Origin of the sequence: Advenella mimigardefordensis DPN7, assembly GCF_000521505.1 — a bacterium.
GTDB lineage: Bacteria > Pseudomonadota > Gammaproteobacteria > Burkholderiales > Burkholderiaceae_B > Advenella > Advenella mimigardefordensis.
Genome location: NZ_CP003915.1, coordinates 181,019 through 197,445, shown reverse-complemented (window position 1 = coordinate 197,445; position 16,427 = coordinate 181,019). Strand labels below are relative to the sequence as shown.

At 51.8% G+C, this 16,427-nt stretch carries 17 protein-coding genes; 3 read left to right on the top strand and 14 right to left on the bottom strand.

What is annotated here, in order from left to right:
• Positions 1-164: 164 nt before the first annotated feature.
• From MIM_RS00925 to MIM_RS00910, 4 genes are all read right to left on the bottom strand, one after another.
• On the bottom strand, positions 165-1,151 hold the full coding sequence (locus MIM_RS00925; RefSeq protein WP_025370876.1) for a tripartite tricarboxylate transporter substrate binding protein: 987 nt from the start codon (positions 1,149-1,151) through the stop codon (positions 165-167).
• Between the two features lie 62 nt (positions 1,152-1,213).
• Positions 1,214-2,023 (bottom strand): HpcH/HpaI aldolase family protein, encoded by an 810-nt coding sequence (locus MIM_RS00920; RefSeq protein ID WP_025370875.1) that lies wholly within the window; start codon positions 2,021-2,023, stop codon positions 1,214-1,216.
• A 41-nt stretch (positions 2,024-2,064) separates the two neighbouring features.
• Positions 2,065-3,810 carry an L-arabinonate dehydratase gene (gene araD, locus MIM_RS00915; protein WP_025370874.1) on the bottom strand — a complete coding sequence of 582 codons (1,746 nt, stop codon included), beginning with the start codon at positions 3,808-3,810 and terminating at the stop codon, positions 2,065-2,067.
• Between the two features lie 13 nt (positions 3,811-3,823).
• Positions 3,824-4,816, bottom strand: coding sequence for a Bug family tripartite tricarboxylate transporter substrate binding protein (locus MIM_RS00910; RefSeq protein ID WP_025370873.1), 993 nt, complete (start codon positions 4,814-4,816; stop codon positions 3,824-3,826).
• A gap of 282 nt (positions 4,817-5,098) precedes the next feature.
• On the opposite strand from MIM_RS00910, the gene MIM_RS00905 reads away from it, so the two are divergent.
• The gene (locus MIM_RS00905) at positions 5,099-6,160 is read left to right on the top strand and encodes a LacI family DNA-binding transcriptional regulator (RefSeq protein ID WP_025370872.1); all 1,062 of its coding nucleotides are present in this window, start codon (positions 5,099-5,101) and stop codon (positions 6,158-6,160) included.
• Between the two features lie 158 nt (positions 6,161-6,318).
• Here the strand turns inward: MIM_RS00905 and MIM_RS00900 are convergent, their stop codons facing one another.
• The 10 genes from MIM_RS00900 to MIM_RS00860 all read right to left on the bottom strand — a co-directional run bounded on the left by MIM_RS00900 (position 6,319) and on the right by MIM_RS00860 (position 14,214).
• Positions 6,319-7,269 carry a LysR family transcriptional regulator gene (locus MIM_RS00900; RefSeq protein ID WP_025370871.1) on the bottom strand — a complete coding sequence of 317 codons (951 nt, stop codon included), beginning with the start codon at positions 7,267-7,269 and terminating at the stop codon, positions 6,319-6,321.
• Positions 7,270-7,354: 85 nt separating this feature from the next.
• Positions 7,355-8,746, bottom strand: coding sequence for an MFS transporter (locus MIM_RS00895; RefSeq protein ID WP_042069809.1), 1,392 nt, complete (start codon positions 8,744-8,746; stop codon positions 7,355-7,357).
• 43 nt (positions 8,747-8,789) lie between these two features.
• Complete coding sequence (locus tag MIM_RS00890; RefSeq protein ID WP_025370869.1) at positions 8,790-9,341, bottom strand: cupin domain-containing protein; 552 nt, start codon at positions 9,339-9,341, stop codon at positions 8,790-8,792.
• Positions 9,342-9,361: 20 nt separating this feature from the next.
• Positions 9,362-10,192 (bottom strand): alpha/beta fold hydrolase, encoded by an 831-nt coding sequence (locus MIM_RS00885; RefSeq protein WP_025370868.1) that lies wholly within the window; start codon positions 10,190-10,192, stop codon positions 9,362-9,364.
• 242 nt (positions 10,193-10,434) lie between these two features.
• A complete protein-coding gene (locus tag MIM_RS00880) occupies positions 10,435-11,082 on the bottom strand; it encodes a uracil-DNA glycosylase family protein (RefSeq protein ID WP_025370867.1) in 648 nt (215 codons plus the stop codon).
• 140 nt (positions 11,083-11,222) lie between these two features.
• Positions 11,223-11,435: a hypervirulence associated TUDOR domain-containing protein gene (locus tag MIM_RS00875; RefSeq protein ID WP_025370866.1), complete on the bottom strand. Its 213-nt coding sequence runs from the start codon at positions 11,433-11,435 to the stop codon at positions 11,223-11,225.
• Between the two features lie 233 nt (positions 11,436-11,668).
• Complete coding sequence (locus MIM_RS00870) at positions 11,669-12,193, bottom strand: cytochrome b (RefSeq protein ID WP_025370865.1); 525 nt, start codon at positions 12,191-12,193, stop codon at positions 11,669-11,671.
• A 561-nt stretch (positions 12,194-12,754) separates the two neighbouring features.
• Positions 12,755-13,024 carry a hypothetical protein gene (locus MIM_RS23630; protein ID WP_407638126.1) on the bottom strand — a complete coding sequence of 90 codons (270 nt, stop codon included), beginning with the start codon at positions 13,022-13,024 and terminating at the stop codon, positions 12,755-12,757.
• Between the two features lie 172 nt (positions 13,025-13,196).
• Entirely contained in the window at positions 13,197-13,589 is a 393-nt protein-coding gene (locus MIM_RS00865; protein ID WP_025370864.1) for a lysozyme inhibitor LprI family protein, read from the bottom strand.
• Between the two features lie 73 nt (positions 13,590-13,662).
• Positions 13,663-14,214: a P-loop NTPase family protein gene (locus tag MIM_RS00860; RefSeq protein WP_245592801.1), complete on the bottom strand. Its 552-nt coding sequence runs from the start codon at positions 14,212-14,214 to the stop codon at positions 13,663-13,665.
• Between the two features lie 325 nt (positions 14,215-14,539).
• Here MIM_RS00860 and MIM_RS00855 point away from each other — a divergent pair, with 325 nt between their 5' ends.
• Both MIM_RS00855 and MIM_RS00850 read left to right on the top strand, forming a co-directional pair.
• Positions 14,540-15,289, top strand: coding sequence for a maleate cis-trans isomerase family protein (locus MIM_RS00855; protein ID WP_025370862.1), 750 nt, complete (start codon positions 14,540-14,542; stop codon positions 15,287-15,289).
• Between the two features lie 27 nt (positions 15,290-15,316).
• Positions 15,317-16,204: a LysR substrate-binding domain-containing protein gene (locus MIM_RS00850; RefSeq protein WP_025370861.1), complete on the top strand. Its 888-nt coding sequence runs from the start codon at positions 15,317-15,319 to the stop codon at positions 16,202-16,204.
• The last annotated feature ends 223 nt before the right edge of the window (positions 16,205-16,427 follow it).

Below are 16,427 nucleotides of genomic sequence, written 5' to 3'. Positions count from 1 at the left end.
GGTGCCATGTAAAAAACATGAAACCGTAATGACGATGCGGCGGCGAAAAGCTACTCCCCTTGATGCGTGAAGTATATATCTTCAGAAGACGATGTCAAGTAGGGTCAATCCTGATTGCTGCAGCGTTCGTACAGCCTCTTTTGCCAAAACCCCGAACAGCCGCGCTACTTTTCACTGGTGATGCCCATTTCCTGAATCAGCTTGGTATATTTTTCCGATTCATCTTTTACAAAGGCAGCAAACGCTTCCGCATTCAGGAAATGTGGCGGTGTATCCAGAGGCTCAACGTCTGCTTTATATCCTTCGCTGTTCACCGCCTTTTCACATGCAGTTTCCAGTTTCGCAACGATTTCTTTCGGCAACCCCTTGGGAGCAATCAACCCGCCCCAGATGGTTGCCTGTATAGGCCAGCCCCCCTCTTTGGTTGTGGCCACTTGCGGAGTGGATTTAAGTCGTTGATCGGAAAAGATCCCCAGTGGACGCAACTTGTATTGCTTAGCCACCGTTGTCGTATCGCTGATCACCATTACCTGTTTTCCCAGCAATCCAGTCACCATTTCAGCGGAACTTTTATAAGGCACATGTAACGCAGTTGCGTTCGCCTGTTTCATGAGCATTTCCATGGCGATATGCAATAACGTGCCTGTGCCGGAAGTGCCGTAAGTCAATTGCCGGGGATTTTTGCTGGCGAAAGCAACAACATCCTGCATGTTTTTGAATTTCGAGTCCTGAGGTACCATCATCATAAGTGGTACAGAGTAGGTGCCGCAGATATGATCAAAATCCTGATAGGTGTAACCAGTGCTGCGCATACCGGGCTGCAATACTTCTGGCCCGATAACGGACAAACCAAGCGTGTAGCCGTCTGCCTTGGCTCGCTTAAGCTGCATCATACCGATAGCACCACCAGCACCGCCTTTGTTATCAATAATTAGATTGCCGCCCATTGCCTCACGCAAATGTTTTGCCAGAATCCGAGCCATGATGTCCGATGTGCCTCCCGGACCGAAAGGTACCAGAATGGTTACCGGGTTTTCCGGATAGGCATTCTGGGCTGTAGCAGTTGTGCTCAGGACAGATGCTGCGACCACGAGCATTGCATATTTGATTCTTATTTTCTGATTCGATTGCATCATTGTGTCAAATATCATTTTTATCTCCTCCATGGTTTAAGTACGACGCCGGACTCCTCAGTCCATCAACGTTAAGCGGGTCAGTACGCGCCCCCCTCATACCCTTTTGCAAGCGCCGGACGGATTGCCTGGATAAATGCACTCGCCTGCCGCATCATCATGCCCATATCAGAAGCCACGGCAACAAAGGCATAACCGGCACTGATAAAGCTTGAAACCATTTCCGGAGTGGGCCCGACAATACCGCAAGGCACGCCGATAGCCTGGCAACGCCGAGCCACATCGGCAATCACATGCTGCACATCGGGATGCGCCAGGTTGCCGATATGCCCCATATTTGCGGACAAATCACCAGGACCAAGAAACAGTGCATCCACGCCGGGCACGGCAGCAATATCTTCCAGCGCGGCGACGGCCTGCGGCGTTTCCAGTTGAATAATAGTGAAGACCGACTCGTTCGCACGTTTTGCGTAGTCGGTCGCGGTACCGTAGCCGCTGGCCCGATGTACTGCAGCAAAACCACGGGTCCCAAGCGGTGGATATTTGGCGCTACTCACTGCCTGTCGAGCCGCTTCAGCGCTGTCAACAAAGGGCACCATCACGGTTTGAGCGCCAAGATCCAGCGCACGCTTGAACAGCACAGGATCGTTTGCGGCCAGACGCGCCACTGCGCATGCATTGGTGCCCGCAATAGCCTGCAAAACATGGAGCGCATCCTGATTGTCTAGCGGTACGTGTTCCAAATCTACCAGCAGCCAATCAAAGCCGGCACGTCCCATGGCCTCTGCGGTACTTGAGGCACCAGACATAAGCCAGGTGCCTAATGGTGCCCCTGGCTGGGCAAGGCGGGCGCGAAAAGGGTTTTCTAGCAGATCAGTTGCTGCGGGCATACATACTCCTGTCATCGTTAATACAAATGCAATAATTTGAATCAGTAAATCGGGGGTTCCGGCGTTCTCTCGTTTCCAGCCAAAGACGTGAAATCACAACCGAAATTGGATTGAGTTACCTCGTACTGATAGATTCGTGTAAAGCCACGCTTATAGGCCGGTTCGGGGGCACGCCATTGCGCGCGACGCTGTGCCAGTTCGCTCTCGGGCAGCAGCACATCGAGAGTTCTGGCACTGATGTCCAGCCGGATCAGATCACCTGTGCGTACCAGTGCCAAGGGGCCACCTACGGCAGACTCCGGTGCGATATGCAATACACATGTGCCATAATGAGTGCCACTCATGCGCGCGTCGGAAAGACGGACGATGTCGCGGACGCCCTGCTTGAGCAGCTTCTTCGGAATAGGCAGATTGCCCCACTCCGGCATACCCGGGCCTCCCACCGGCCCGCCATTGCGCAGCACCAAAACCGTATCTTCTGTTACGTCCAGATCCGGATCATTGATGGCCGCCAACATGTCGGCATTGGAATCAAAAACCAGTGCCGGGCCGGTATGTTGCAAGAAAGAGGGCGTTGCAGCAGAAGGTTTGATTACGGCACCATCCGGACACAGATTGCCCCGCAATACAGCCAGCGCCATGCCAGCTTCGGGACACTGCGCTGTGGCGGGAATAACAGGATTATCCAGCGCGCGGATCACGTCATCATCAGCACTGGTTTGTCCCTCGATATTCTCGCCCAGCGTTCTTCCTGTACAGGTAAGGGCATCCAGTTGCAAATGCGCCTGAATGCGTTGCAGCAGTGCGGGCAGACCGCCCGCATAATAAAAATCCTCCATCAGCCGATCGCCGGAAGGAAACAGGTTGGCCAACACCGGCACCTGGCGTGCCAGCGCATCGAAATCATCAAGGTTCAATGCAACCCCAGCCCGCCCGGCCATCGCAGGCAAGTGAACAGCCGCATTAGTTGAGCCGCCCAGTGCCATCCAGGTTGCCACACCATTAAGGAACGCATCGCGGGTCAAAATGCGGGTGGGACGCATATCTTCCCAGATCATGCTAACAATGCGCTGACCACAGGCCCAGGCCATACGGGTATGTGCAGCATCCATGGCTGGCAGACTGGTAGAACCAGGCAGTGCCAGCCCCATGGCTTCGACAATAGACGTCATAGTGCTGGCGGTGCCCATCGTGTTGCATGTGCCCGGCGCGCGGGTCATGCGGGCTTCAAGACTGATCCATTCAGGCTGGTCAATGTTGCCAATGGTGTACTGCTCCCAGTATTTTTTGGTGTGCGTTCCGGCCCCTACCGCCTGTCCCTTATAGCGATCATTCAACATGGCGCCTGCGGGGCAGAACAGCGCAGGCACATCCGCGGACGTCGCTCCCATCACGAGACCAGGCGTAGTTTTATCACAGCCACCCAGTAGCACCACGCCATCTAAAGGCAAACTGCGGATTAGCTCTTCAGCCTCCATCGCAAGAAAATTCCGATACAACATGGTCGTTGGCTTGACCATAACTTCGCCAAGACTCATGGCTGGTAACTCCAGCGGATATCCGCCTGCCTGCAATACGCCACGTTTGATCGCCTGGGCGCGATCACGCAGATGTGCATGGCACGGCGACAGGTCGCTCCAGGTGTTCAAAATGCCGACTATAGGGCGGCCCATAAACTCTTCACGAGAGAGCCCCTGTTGCTGCATGCGCTGACGATGCGCAAACCCCCGAATATCATCGCTCGCAAACCAGCGCTGGCTACGCAATTGATTTAATTTTTTCTGCACAAAAATACCTCTATCAGTCTATGTGAATGCCCGCGTCGCGAACCTGCTCGCCCATGGCGTTGGTGTCTTTTTGCAGTAAATCTGCAAATTCCTGCGGTGTAGAAGACAGTACTTCATATCCCTGGCTTTCCAGCGGCTGGCGAAATGTTTCTGCCTGCAGGATCGACACAATGTTCTGATTTAGTTTATTGACGATCACGTCCGGCGTTCCGCTGCGTACCAAAATCCCATTCCACACGCTGGAGATTACGCCAGGCACACCTGCCTGCTCGAACGTAGGCACGTCTGGCAATACTTTGGAGCGCTGAGCTGCCGCAACGGTAAGAATCCTGAGCTTGTCGGAATGCGCATAGCTGACCACTGCAGGCAAATTGATAAACATTGTTGGCAGCGCTCCGCCTATGACATCTGTGAGTGCAGGTGGCGCTCCCTTGTATGGCACATGCATCAGCTTTATGCCGCTTTGTTTCTGAAAGAGTTCCCCTGCCAGATGCATGGAATTGCCATTGCCCGCCGATCCAAAGGGGATACGACCCGGCTCAGCCTTGGCCGCCTTGATCACATCCTTGACATTCTTGTATGGTGTCCCAGCGCCTACTATCAACACATTAGGCATCTGGTGGGTCAGGGTGACCGGTTGCAAATCCTTGATCGGGTCGTATCCCATATCTTTATACAAATGTGGATTTACTGCCAGCGTACTGGTGGAGCCCAGTAACAACGTATAACCATCGGCTGGCTGCTTGGCAACATAAGCAGATCCAATATTCCCGTTGGCACCGGCACGGTTGCTGACGACAACAGATTGTCCAAGTCGCTTGCCGAGCTCTGTAGCCATACTGCGGGCAAACTGATCGGCTACGCCACCCGCCGGATACGGTACGACGAATGTGACTGGTTTATCGGGATACCGATCTCCCTGGGCATAAGCCGATGAAAACAAAGTCATGCCTGCCAGCAGGACAGCTACGACATAACTGCGGCGTACCGCTTTGGATGGATTCATTTCGTCTCCTTGCTTGTTATAGGGTCAATTCACAAATGAAATAAGACTTCTACCGCTAAGGTGCTGCAAAATATTGTCCACCACAAGGGCAGCCATGGTCTGACGGGTTTTCCCCGTCGCACCGGCGATACGGCGTGACAACAGGTAGGGTGGGGCGTGTCATAGGTGTGAGGCAGTCGTACGAATACATTTAGCCGGGATCGTATGTTACCGGTAACTGTTACCGGTAACATTGATATAATTGTAGGGCGGTGGCCAAACAGCACGCCATTGGGATAAACCATGACTCAAAAACAAACAGCACGTACCACGCGCCGCAAAGCAGGCTCCTACACCATCCACGACGTGGCCGCGCTGGCCGGCGTTTCGTCCATTACCGTTTCGCGCTACTTCAATTGCCCGGATAAAGTCTCCGCTGCATTACGAGAACGCTTGCGCGAAATTATCGACAGAATCGGCTACGTACCCAGTCAGGTGGCTGGCGGCCTGGCCTCAGGACACGGAAGAGTGGTTTGCGCGGTCATGCAGAACATTGCCAGCGCAACTTTTGCTGACTTGGTAAAAGGCATGACTGATGAATTACAGGCATCGGGATTGCAACTGCTTCTGGCCAACGCCCAGTACTCTCAGGAACTGGAAGAACAGGCTATCCGCACTTTTGTTGGCTGGCACCCCACCGCCCTGATTCTGACCCGACACGATCACACGCCGGCGGCCGAAGCCATGCTACGTGCACTTAATATCCCCGTGATCGAAGCCTGGGGTCTGGTACCCGGACGGCCGTTTCATCAAGTGGGGTTCCCGCATATTGAAACCGGCGCCATACTGGCCAGGCATTTTCTGGAACAAGGCGCTACGCGAATACAGTTTGTCATGTCACAAACAACTGAAGACTTCCGCGCCAAACAGCGCGCGCAAGGCTATGCAGACGCCATGACGAGCGCGGGCATAAAAGCAAATGTGCAGATTGTCCCGGAGGACGACGAATTCGAGGCTGGTGCAGTCTGCATCGAAGGATTATCCCATTTACCTGCCGATTCCCGACCTCAGGCTTTGATTTTTGCCAATGACAATATAGCGGCTGGTGCGATATTGCACGCCCCCTTATGCAATCTAATACTGCCTCGCGATTGCGCAATTGCCGGGTTTGGGGATGCGCCCATTTCAGCAAGACTGCGACCGGCCCTGACAACCCTGCGCCCTGCACGCTATCAGATTGGTCAGCATGCAGCCCGGACTGTACTGCAGCAGTTGACGGCAGCACAAGAAGGCCAAGACAGCATCGTTGAAGACCAGTTGCCATGTGATCTGATCGTCAGAGAAAGCAGCCGATTTCATTTGTAATGATGTTGCTGATCAAGGAAGTTTTGCCGGTACAGGCGTGCGAGGCGCAATGCCCTTGTACCAGTCGGTAAATTTAATCAGGCGGGTAAGAAGACAATCGTACTGTCAAACAGTCTCCCCTGATTTAAACTACCGCAATAGCAGCCAAATGGGTACCACTACTCCTGCGACACTAGGCCTTGGGTAAACAGCGCCTCAGTGAATGGCCACAGGCCACTCGAAATAGTGCCTTCTGCCTGGGTGAATAAGAAATCCCGGAAGACTTTGGCAGCCAACGATAAGCCAAAGCTTTTCGAATAGACAAATGTCCAATCTAGTGTCAAGTCTTCAACAGGAACCGCCGCTACCCTGCCTTCCTGAACAGCTTTGCAAATCGAAGAATAGGGAAGTACGGAATAATAACCACCCAATACAACGCAACTGACCATGGTCGAGACGGCGTTGGTTTCAAATGCAATTTTGGGTTCCTTGCACAGGCCCTGAGCAATCGTTTCAATTTTCTTGCGGATTGGATTATCCGCTTTGGTTGAAATCAATGCATTGTCAAATATTTCGTTTGCATTCATTGACGCTCTGCCCCTAAAGCTGGCATCTGGCGGTCCGACCAGGAATAAACGCTCTTTCACAAAAGGTTCTGCAATAACCTGTGCAGAAGGATCCAGTTCGAAAACCAGCGCACAATCAATATTGCCGCTTTTGATATCTTCGACTAATGGCCCTGTGACACTTTCAAGAATATCCAGTGCCACATTTGGATATACCTTTTGAAAGCCGGCTATAACCGGCACAGTAAGTATATCCCTTAAAGACATGCCGATGCCCACCGAAAGCACGCCCGCGGGCGCCTGAGAATAGGCGGTTTGCAGGTCGTTACGCAGTTGCGCAACATCACTGAGTATGGCCGGAGCACGTCGTCTGAGCAATACGCCCGCTTCGGTCAGTTTCAGCCCTTTATCTGAACGAATGAATAAAGCAGTACCTATTTCATCTTCCAGCTGGCTCATTTGTCTTGATAAGGCAGGCTGAGAGACATATAACGCATTGGCCGCCAGGGTAAAACTGCGCAGCTCTGCAATTTTTATAAAGTAGGAAATCTGCTTAAGATTCATAAAGATGCCCGCAAACCATACCGAAATAAAATACCCATCACAATTGTAATGGGTATTCTTGTAGCGCGCTTATCGAACGATTACATTAAGGGCTTGTTCGGGACACCAGACCGGCATCGGCTTCGCTGTTTTGCATGATGTCTACATTTTCCTCCAGTTGTTCCAGTGTTCTGTTTCTTGTTTCAAGACCCCAGAACAGAACTGCGATAAATACCGAGACCAGACTGATCGCCACCAGCCCAATAACACCGTAGATTTCGTAATGCGTGTACAACACTGCAACAATAAAAGGTGTTGCCATCGTTGCTGCCCGTCCTACAGTGTGCGCAAAGCCGATTCCGCGCAGACGAAACGCCGTGGGAAACAATTCGCCAAGGTACCCATAAAAGCCGAAAGCAAAGAAAGCATAGAGGGACGTAAGGAAAAAGAACCCAACCAAAGGAGTCAGAATCGGATCTCTTGTAAAAGGATAAATTAACGCAAAAACAAGCGCACATGGAACTGAGCATAAAATCCCCACGCGACGCCCCAGTTTATCTGCCAGCAAATACCCGACAATGGCGCCTATCGGTCCACCAAAGGACATAAACGTCAGGAACTCAAGTGATGATGCAACCGACAGGCCCTCCTTGACAAAAAACGTTGGCAACCACGTCACAAAACTGAATGCCGTTGTGTTGACCACGATGCATATAATGCTCGCGACAATAGTACGTGAAATAATGCCCGGCTTGAAGAGACTGGCAAGGGACGCTGTGCTTTGTGCTTGCCTGGCATGCACAACAGGATCAGGCAATGGAGCCCCAATCTGAGTTTGTACTTCGGTTTCGATTTTAGTAAGAATGGCATCCGCTTCCTCGAAACGACCTTGCTGCTCAAGCCAGCGCGGAGATTCCGGCATATTCTTGCGCGCGAACCACAATGCGAGCGCCCCTACGGCAGCAACAAGAAACATGGATCGCCAGCTGTAGTTTGGAATAAGGTACTGACTTAAAACGGTTTGCAGGAACATCCCGAAATTGATCAGACAGGACATAAGCGCATACCAACGCCCGCGATGATTGGGAGGGATAAACTCAGAGAGCATGCCCGTTGCCGCCACCAGTTCTGCGCCCAGCCCCAGGCCCATGACAAAACGAAAAAAGATCAACCAGGACATGGACGGAGCAAAGACCGCTGCCAGAGAAGCCAGCCCAAAAATAAGCAAATTCGTTTGGTAAGTGAATTTCCTTCCGTATCGATCACCCAGCACGCCTGCCAGCCATGCGCCTAGCGTCATTCCGCCAAATGTTGCGGAAATGAACCAGGCGTTCATATTGACATCCGACCAGCCTTCTTCAACCAGAGCAGCCAGCACACTGCCGCCAAGGTAGATATCGAAGGAGTCAAAAAGACCACCCAGACCGATGAGATATAGTAGCTTCCGATGAAATGCCGTGATCGGCAAACGATCCAGACGCGCGCCTGCATTAACCATAATTGTCTCCGTATAATAATTATTGACTGATCAAGCCAGTTGTTCAGATCTTTGTTTTTTCCTGAACAATGGCCAGGGCGTTATCGGTGAATTCGGCTGTGGGCGCATCTCCGGCGATCACAAACATCAGAATGTGCTCCATGTCCGGCTCATCGAAAGTAATATTTTCGAATCGCCGCAGAACGCCGGGAGGAAACGACACCACATCCATGGGCCCCACATCCACAAATTGTGGATCCTCTTCATTCCACGAGCAACGCCATTTTCCTGTCATGGGGATAAATGTCTCATTCGTATCGTGATTATGCATGAGCGGACCGTTTCCAGGTTTACAGCGACAGTACCCTAAGTTGAATCCTTCGCGAATTTTTATCGCCGCATTGCGCGCTGCTTCCGAACCCACAGGTGATCCGGCCTTTTCTGTTTCCAGGGGTGGTTGAAATCCAACTGCATTGATCAAGGTCCTGCGAGATCCGTCAATATCACTATCTGGAAGACCGCCATCAAAACCCTTCATGTCTTTGAACCGGGCAATTCTGCTTTGCATTTGCTCATAGTTGAGCGTCACTGTTGGAAGCTTCTGGCTTTTACTCATCTGTATCTCCGTTTGATGCGTTATCTATTTATGGTTGCTGGGGCTACCTGTTGCCAGTAGTCGGCAATTTCAGTGGTAATAATGTCGTTGAATTGGGCTGAGTTCAGGATATATGGATAGTGTCCGCCCTCTGACAAACTGTAAATCCGTGCATTTGGGTAACAATGTCTGCACTCCTGACGGGTCTCGGGATCGACAATCGCATCATTTTCACAATCGATAATCGCCACCTTGGCGGCCGTTTCTCCGATTACCCTCTCGGAATGTGCCAGTGTCAGCAAGCGTGCTTTTAGTTGTTCAGCATTGGCAGGGGTTCGCAAAAAGTCCAGCGTCACATCCGATAACTCGGATGAACCGTTAGCCGCCACGTTGTGTTCGATACGTTGCCGCCATAGCGTTAGCAGTTCATTTGCCGAATGATTCCTGGCAAGCATCGGATCAAACATTTCAGTTGACAAGAGACGTGAAGAATCAACGAAGCTATTGCCAATGATCAGTTTACGTACCATATCGGGCCACTTCTCATAGAATCGCTGCGCGATATATCCGCCAAGCGACGTACCGAACAAAACAATCTCGTCGATGTGCAGTTGATCAAGCAATTGCCTGAATGAGTCGACAAGCGTCGATGGATCCGATGACAATGGATAGTTAGCGGAAATAACCCGCCCTTCACGGCTGAAATGCAGAATCTGCTTATAAAACGAATCTGCCGATCCCAGCGCCCCAGGCAACATGACCAATGGCAGTGAGCCCGACCCTACGTCTATGATCTTCCAGTTCTGGCCGTTGATTGACAGGTTTTTCGCGGGATGCTGCGCCCTCAGGCGCTCCAGATTATGTGGCAGCATTTGGTATATCCAGAGGTGAACAGTAGGCTGCCAGTATAGATATCTGATTAGAATCAGGCCAATATCAAAATCTCATGCACGGAATACTAATTTCTTATAGCAAAAGCATCACGCGGTGAATTGCGAGACATCATGACATCTGGACATGATGTCTACCCTAGTGATTCCGCGGCCCGTCAACGCGCGGAATTCAGACAAAATGACACCCTATCGGGAGGGACAGATCACGCCTTATGAAATGCTCAGGCGAGCAATTGACGTATATCGCGCTGCAATTGAGGCAGCACTTCATCCTCGAACCAGGTATGTTGCTTAAGCCAGCGGTTGTTGTGCCACGAGGGATGCGGCAGCGGATAGAGGCGCAAAGATGGACCGGCATGATAGTACTGGCGCCAGGCCCGCACCGTTTCCGTAACCCCTTGGCGCGCGACCTGCGGGCCCATATGCCAGCGCTGGGCATAGCCGCCTATCGTTAATATCAGTCTCAAATTAGGCAAGCGGGCAAACAACTGCTCGCGCCACAGTTCCTTGCACTCACGCCGTGGCGGCAGATCGCTGCCATCGGCCCTTAATCCGGGAAAGCAGAATCCCATGGGAAGAATCGCAACTTTGGTCTCGTCGTAGAAGTCCTGGTCAGCGATACCCATCCATTGTCTGAGTCGAACACCGGATGCATCGTTGAAAGGTCGCCCGGTTTCATACACCCGCGTACCGGGCGCCTGACTGGCGATACAGATGGATGCAGTCTGGGATACCTGGATAATGGGACGTGGTTCAGGGCTCATGGCCTGCCCATAGCGAGGCTGATCGTGACACACCCGACAGCTGCGAATCGCCTGGATATATTGTTCGAACGTGCGTTCGTCAGCAATTTTTATCGAATTTTTCATATCTGAAGGGATCCGGGTTGACCATGCAGTCCTGTTATGACCCCGATCGCACGATAAAGGCAGACCATCCATGCTGGCCGGTGCTCGTGGGCCAGGCAGATCAGGCCGTCATAGCGGGCATCACACCGAGAAACTGTTGTTCACTTAAGATGTCGCAACGCTGCGCCTTTATGCGCAGCAATGTGATCCGTCTTGTCGCTTTTTATTTCATATTGCGGGTCATCTTTTGAAGCATGATGGACATATCCCTTATATTCGAAATCACTGGTATGGACAACCGTGATCCTGCCCGACACCCTGCCCGCTTCGCTGTTCCAGGTGACATGGTCACCTTTTTTGAATGTTGCTGTCATCTTCTGGCTCCTTGATGTCATATTACACCTGTTCTGCTGTCCATCGCAAAAGCCACGAAAATCACAAATGTCGTTCGCACACAGGTCGTTCGAATGAGCGCCTGCAAAAGCAGACGCTCACAAAAAAGCCAGCACGCTGTCTCAAGGCAATGCCGGCTATTGGCAGACCTGTGCTGCAGGTGATCTGCCTTAAAAAAAAACAAAAGCGATATGGGAAGTGCTACCGTTCCCTCTTAAAGCATGCGCGGCAGCACATCGGTCGTGCTGGACGATTTTTTGTGGACAACGACCATACCAATATGACCCAGCACCAATGCCAGCATTGTCCAGCCAAGCTCGCCGTGCAACAATCCGGCCAGATCGATCATCCATTGCGTTTTTTGACCGGTAGGCGCCATCAGAGAAATCCCCAGATACGAGAACGGACGATCCGCGCCGTAGTTGCGTAATAATGCCAGTGCCGGAATGACCAGCATGAGCGCATACAGCACACTATGTCCCAATCCAGATAAGAGCGATAGCGACGGTGGCCTGCGCGACATATTGACCACCGCCCATACCACTCTGAGAATGGCCAGACAGAACACGGTGAACCCCATGACCGGGTGGGTTGGCCATAGCGCATCTGTAATAGGTGTTTCATCCGCAAAATAATGCAGGGCAGCGGTAAAAAACATCCAGACGAAGCCTAAAGCCATCAGCCAGTGCAAGGCACGGGAAACCAAACCATATTTATCTGATGAATCAAACAGCGACAATGAAAACCTCCATTTATAAAAACATAAGTTATCAGTTACTCCGGCGCACACGTCTACTGAAACGACAGAAATAGCAGTATGCCGGCAGCCTGCGGCCCCAGTACTGGGAAAATCAGGGATCAGGCGTACGCGGTCTGTTTTTCGACAGAAAACGAGGCCAACGTGCCCCGCAACCCGCGATACTGAAGCACGTCAATAGGCTTGCAACCGGCAGGCCACATGGTATTGAACGGCTTTTCTGAAATGGTTGATTGAACTTTCAATCTTATCGTATTTATATCTTATGCATGTGACGGCCAATTTGATATCGATCAATAAATATTTCAATCGACTACTTCGGATAGGTGCGCGCACCTGAATCTGTATTTTTGATTGTGTCTGAGCGGAATCATAAATAGGATCATCCGCGGGTGCAATGAGGCCAGGTGTAAGAAGAATGCATAACGGACTAACGTCGGCACCCGCAGGAGTGTGCCCATGCTGAGCGCACAAATCAAAGGCACCCTGAGAGGGTGCCTGATCCTTTAATAATAGTGCATGAGAAGCACTGCCATTACAACGCTATCCTGGCATCATGGCGTCGGCAGCCTCGCCTGCAAGATCTGCACAGTCTGCAAAACCATGATTTTCCTTTGTGCCGCTTAGCGTTTCTTCCGAATAAAAATAGTGAACAACGCAAGTACCAGAAATACGATAAACAGAATTTGCGCCACCAACGCGCCCCAGGTCAAAAAACCGCCGAAGCCCAGTATTGCTGATACGAACGCCAGTGTGAAGAAAAAAGCGGTATGCCAGACCATTTTCACCTCCCTTCCTTATGGCAATTGCCATGTCGGAACGATGTTAAAAAGAAGTCTATAGTTATTATCCTAGTACTGAAAACAATGGCGTTAAACCTTATTTACAGATTAATAACTTTCTTAATGTTCAGAAGGAAAATCTGCGCCCGGCCGCTGCATTATCAACCCGTTGCGGACCCGTTATGTCGGTCGCTCATCACACATCACGGTGCCGTAACACACGACACATCGCCTTCCTGGCATTGAAGCAGCATTTTTAACTCATTGATCCGGGCTTGCGTCTTGTCGGTCAGGCAACCGGAAACAACCATTGAATGAATGGATCCCCCTTGCGATCCGGCGCTTTGAAATTGGCAATCAAGGTCACGGAAGTGAATCCACGCGTTCTGGGCGGCTTTCAACGCTGCCTGCTCGGAAGCCTCAAGCTTCTTGAGCACCTGGCGATAGACCTCGTTCAATTGCGCGTCGGCTTTTTTATAGTCGGTATTGGCGGCCTGATTCATACCGCCTTGTGTGACGGCATAGCTGTCATTCCCTGCAAAAGACAGTAGCGCAGTACATGCAAGCACGGGACACAGTAAAACTTTTCTGAACATAGATCCTCCGATAGGTATTGATCAATAGTTAACATACCGAATAGCCATCGCACCTGGCGCAAGTGTCCGTGGATCAGTCCTGTGGGCGTCGATCGAGCCCCCATTGCCTGTAAATACCATTAATGGCACGCACCGATGGCAGCAATACGGTGGGTATAGCGGCTTGCTGAGCCAGTGTAGTATAACGCTCGTGATTGCGTGGCGTAACAATTGTGATATGGCGGATCATCTCCCATTTGAGACTATCCTGAGCTCCCGCCAGGGCGCCAAAGCGTTCTCGCTCAAATAGTGTTCGTCGCAAATAGCGCAACAGGCTGGTCGCCGTATGCACATCCAACACAATAATGCCGGTAGCTCTCGTGAAGCGCTGTGGCATATGTCGGGAATAGTTGCCGTCCATCACCCAGCGCTCGCCCGCGATTGCGGCATCATGCAAAGCGGCAAAGGTCGCTGCAGGACGTGGCACCCAATCAGAATCAGGTTCATGAAAAAGCTGATCCAGATGGACCGGCGCCAGATCACATTTGCGGGCAATCGCCGCTGCCAGCGTAGATTTTCCGCTATTTGATGGTCCCAGAATACAGATTCTGGAGCCCAGCGCAGAAAGAGGGATCGTGTTGTGCATGGGTTTTTGGCACCAGAGGAAGAGCAGTGAACATAATACTGTACTGCACATGGCACCGTACGCGGTATCGACAGACACACCTCCAATGCAGGCACAGATACACTGCCACGAATGGCTTCGATCTGTCCTGGTCATCTCGGGGATCCTTTTTTGCACAACCATTTCGTCATTCGCAGGCTCGGAGGAGGTTTTCCGGACTCTAGACGGCGGATATCACGCCCGCTTCCAGCCATCGCATAATGCGATGGCACCATCGTAAATGATTGATTTGTTTAATTTAAATGCCTGACTACAATCAATTTTCAATGATTTTAAAGGGTCAGAAATGAGAAACTACCGAATCGGTCAGATTGTGCCAAGCTCTAACACAACCATGGAAACCGAAATTCCGGCCATGCTGAACGCCCGCCGAGAGCTGTTCCCCAACGAAACATTCACCTATCACTCTGCGCGCATGCGGATGATGAGCGTCACACCGGAGGAACTGACCGCGATGGATCAGGCCAGTGACCGCTGCGCCATCGAATTGAGCGATGCCCGCATGGATGTCATGGCCTACGCTTGCCTGGTGGCCATCATGGCCCAGGGCAACGGTTATCATCGCCAATCGCAGGCCCGTCTGCAAAAAGCGGTTCAGGAAAACAACACCAACATCCCCATACTGAGCTCGGCCGGCGCACTGGTAGATAGCCTGAAGGAAAAAAACCTGGGCAAGGTCTCCATTATCACGCCCTACATGAAGCCGCTCACACAGCGCGTGATAGAATACATTGAGGCTGAAGGAATCCGTGTTCATGACTCCATCAGCCTGGAAGTCTCTGATAACCTGGAAGTCGGTCGTCTGGATCCGGCCAACCTGCTGGAGCATGTTACCCGTCTGGACATCGACGGAGTAGATGCAGTAATTCTGTCTGCCTGCGTGCAAATGCCGTCGCTGCCTTCCATCCAGAAGGCTGAAGACAAAATCGGCAAGCCAGTGCTCTCCGCTGCCGTGGCCACGGTGTATCAGATGCTGAAAACTCTCAACCTGGAAACGCGGGTGCCCAACGCAGGATTCTTGCTGTCGGGTAACTAGCGGGTTCGCTTCTGCATTGAACGCGCCGTGAAAATTGATCTGCTCACATTAAAATTATTTATACGGGTTGTTGATGAGGGTACGATCAGTCGCGCAGCAGAACTGGAAAATATTGCGGCGGCCGCAGTCAGCCGCCGCCTGTCGGAACTGGAAGACAAGCTTGGCCTGATCCTGTTGAACCGGACCAACCGCGGCGTTACACCAACGCCCGCGGGCCTGGAGCTGCTATACCGCGGACGCGCCATTCTTAACAGTGTACAGGCGGTGGAAAACCAGCTTGGCGACTTCAGCAAGGGACAGCGCGGTAGCGTCACCCTGGCGGCCAACCCCACGGCCATCACCCAGTTTCTGGCGCCCTTGCTGGCGCAATTCACAGCCAGCTATCCCAACATCCAATTGCATCTGGAAGAAAAAAACAGCCTGAGCATCACCCGGGCGCTGGCTGCCGGTGAACTGGACATTGGCATCTTCACGCAAATTCCCTATCAGGAAGATATTGAAGTTGCGCTTTTTCGCAAAGATACGCTGATCGTGCTGGTTCCGGCCGGGCACCCGCTGGCAAAGCGTGATCAGGTCTCCTTCAGAGATACACTTAACTATAGCCACATTACGCTTACTGCAGGCACGCAGCTTAATTACCAGCTCTTGAATGCAGCACGGGCAGAATCGACCAATGTCAGGATAGATATTGAAACGTCGGGCTATGATGCCATGTGTCTGCTTATCAACGCGAATATGGGTATTGGCATACTGCCGGAAGGCTGTGTGGATTTATACAGAGTGCCCAATACGGTAAGAGTCAGGCTTGATGAAGAATGGGCGGATCGTAAGATCCTGCTTGGCACGCGCCGTATTCAAGAGCTATCTCCAAGCGCTAGACAGGTATTTGATTTCCTATCTGAAAACGGGCACTGAACAATCCGGTTGTCGCCCATTGCACAAACCTTATACCTGGCAGTGGTCACGACAATCGCCAAACGTCATTATTACACTTGCCATATACTTCGCCACCATTCTCGGCTACAGTATCAATGTTAGCGCTACACCACGCGCTTGATGCTTCGGATCCACCACATAACCGCATCCGCTAAATTTATAAGTAGCAATTACTGGACGCAGTTGCAACGCAATCCTATAC

Coding starts and splice junctions, on each gene's coding strand:
- MIM_RS00925 (WP_025370876.1), bottom strand. CDS start 1,151: ATGATATTTGACACAATGATGCAATCGAATCAGAAAATAAGAATCAAA.
- MIM_RS00920 (WP_025370875.1), bottom strand. CDS start 2,023: ATGCCCGCAGCAACTGATCTGCTAGAAAACCCTTTTCGCGCCCGCCTT.
- MIM_RS00910 (WP_025370873.1), bottom strand. CDS start 4,816: ATGAATCCATCCAAAGCGGTACGCCGCAGTTATGTCGTAGCTGTCCTG.
- MIM_RS00905 (WP_025370872.1), top strand. CDS start 5,099: ATGACTCAAAAACAAACAGCACGTACCACGCGCCGCAAAGCAGGCTCC.
- MIM_RS00900 (WP_025370871.1), bottom strand. CDS start 7,269: ATGAATCTTAAGCAGATTTCCTACTTTATAAAAATTGCAGAGCTGCGC.
- MIM_RS00895 (WP_042069809.1), bottom strand. CDS start 8,746: ATGGTTAATGCAGGCGCGCGTCTGGATCGTTTGCCGATCACGGCATTT.
- MIM_RS00890 (WP_025370869.1), bottom strand. CDS start 9,341: ATGAGTAAAAGCCAGAAGCTTCCAACAGTGACGCTCAACTATGAGCAA.
- MIM_RS00885 (WP_025370868.1), bottom strand. CDS start 10,192: ATGCTGCCACATAATCTGGAGCGCCTGAGGGCGCAGCATCCCGCGAAA.
- MIM_RS00880 (WP_025370867.1), bottom strand. CDS start 11,082: ATGAAAAATTCGATAAAAATTGCTGACGAACGCACGTTCGAACAATAT.
- MIM_RS00875 (WP_025370866.1), bottom strand. CDS start 11,435: ATGACAGCAACATTCAAAAAAGGTGACCATGTCACCTGGAACAGCGAA.
- MIM_RS23630 (WP_407638126.1), bottom strand. CDS start 13,024: ATGGCAATTGCCATAAGGAAGGGAGGTGAAAATGGTCTGGCATACCGC.
- MIM_RS00865 (WP_025370864.1), bottom strand. CDS start 13,589: ATGTTCAGAAAAGTTTTACTGTGTCCCGTGCTTGCATGTACTGCGCTA.
- MIM_RS00860 (WP_245592801.1), bottom strand. CDS start 14,214: ATGCACAACACGATCCCTCTTTCTGCGCTGGGCTCCAGAATCTGTATT.
- MIM_RS00855 (WP_025370862.1), top strand. CDS start 14,540: ATGAGAAACTACCGAATCGGTCAGATTGTGCCAAGCTCTAACACAACC.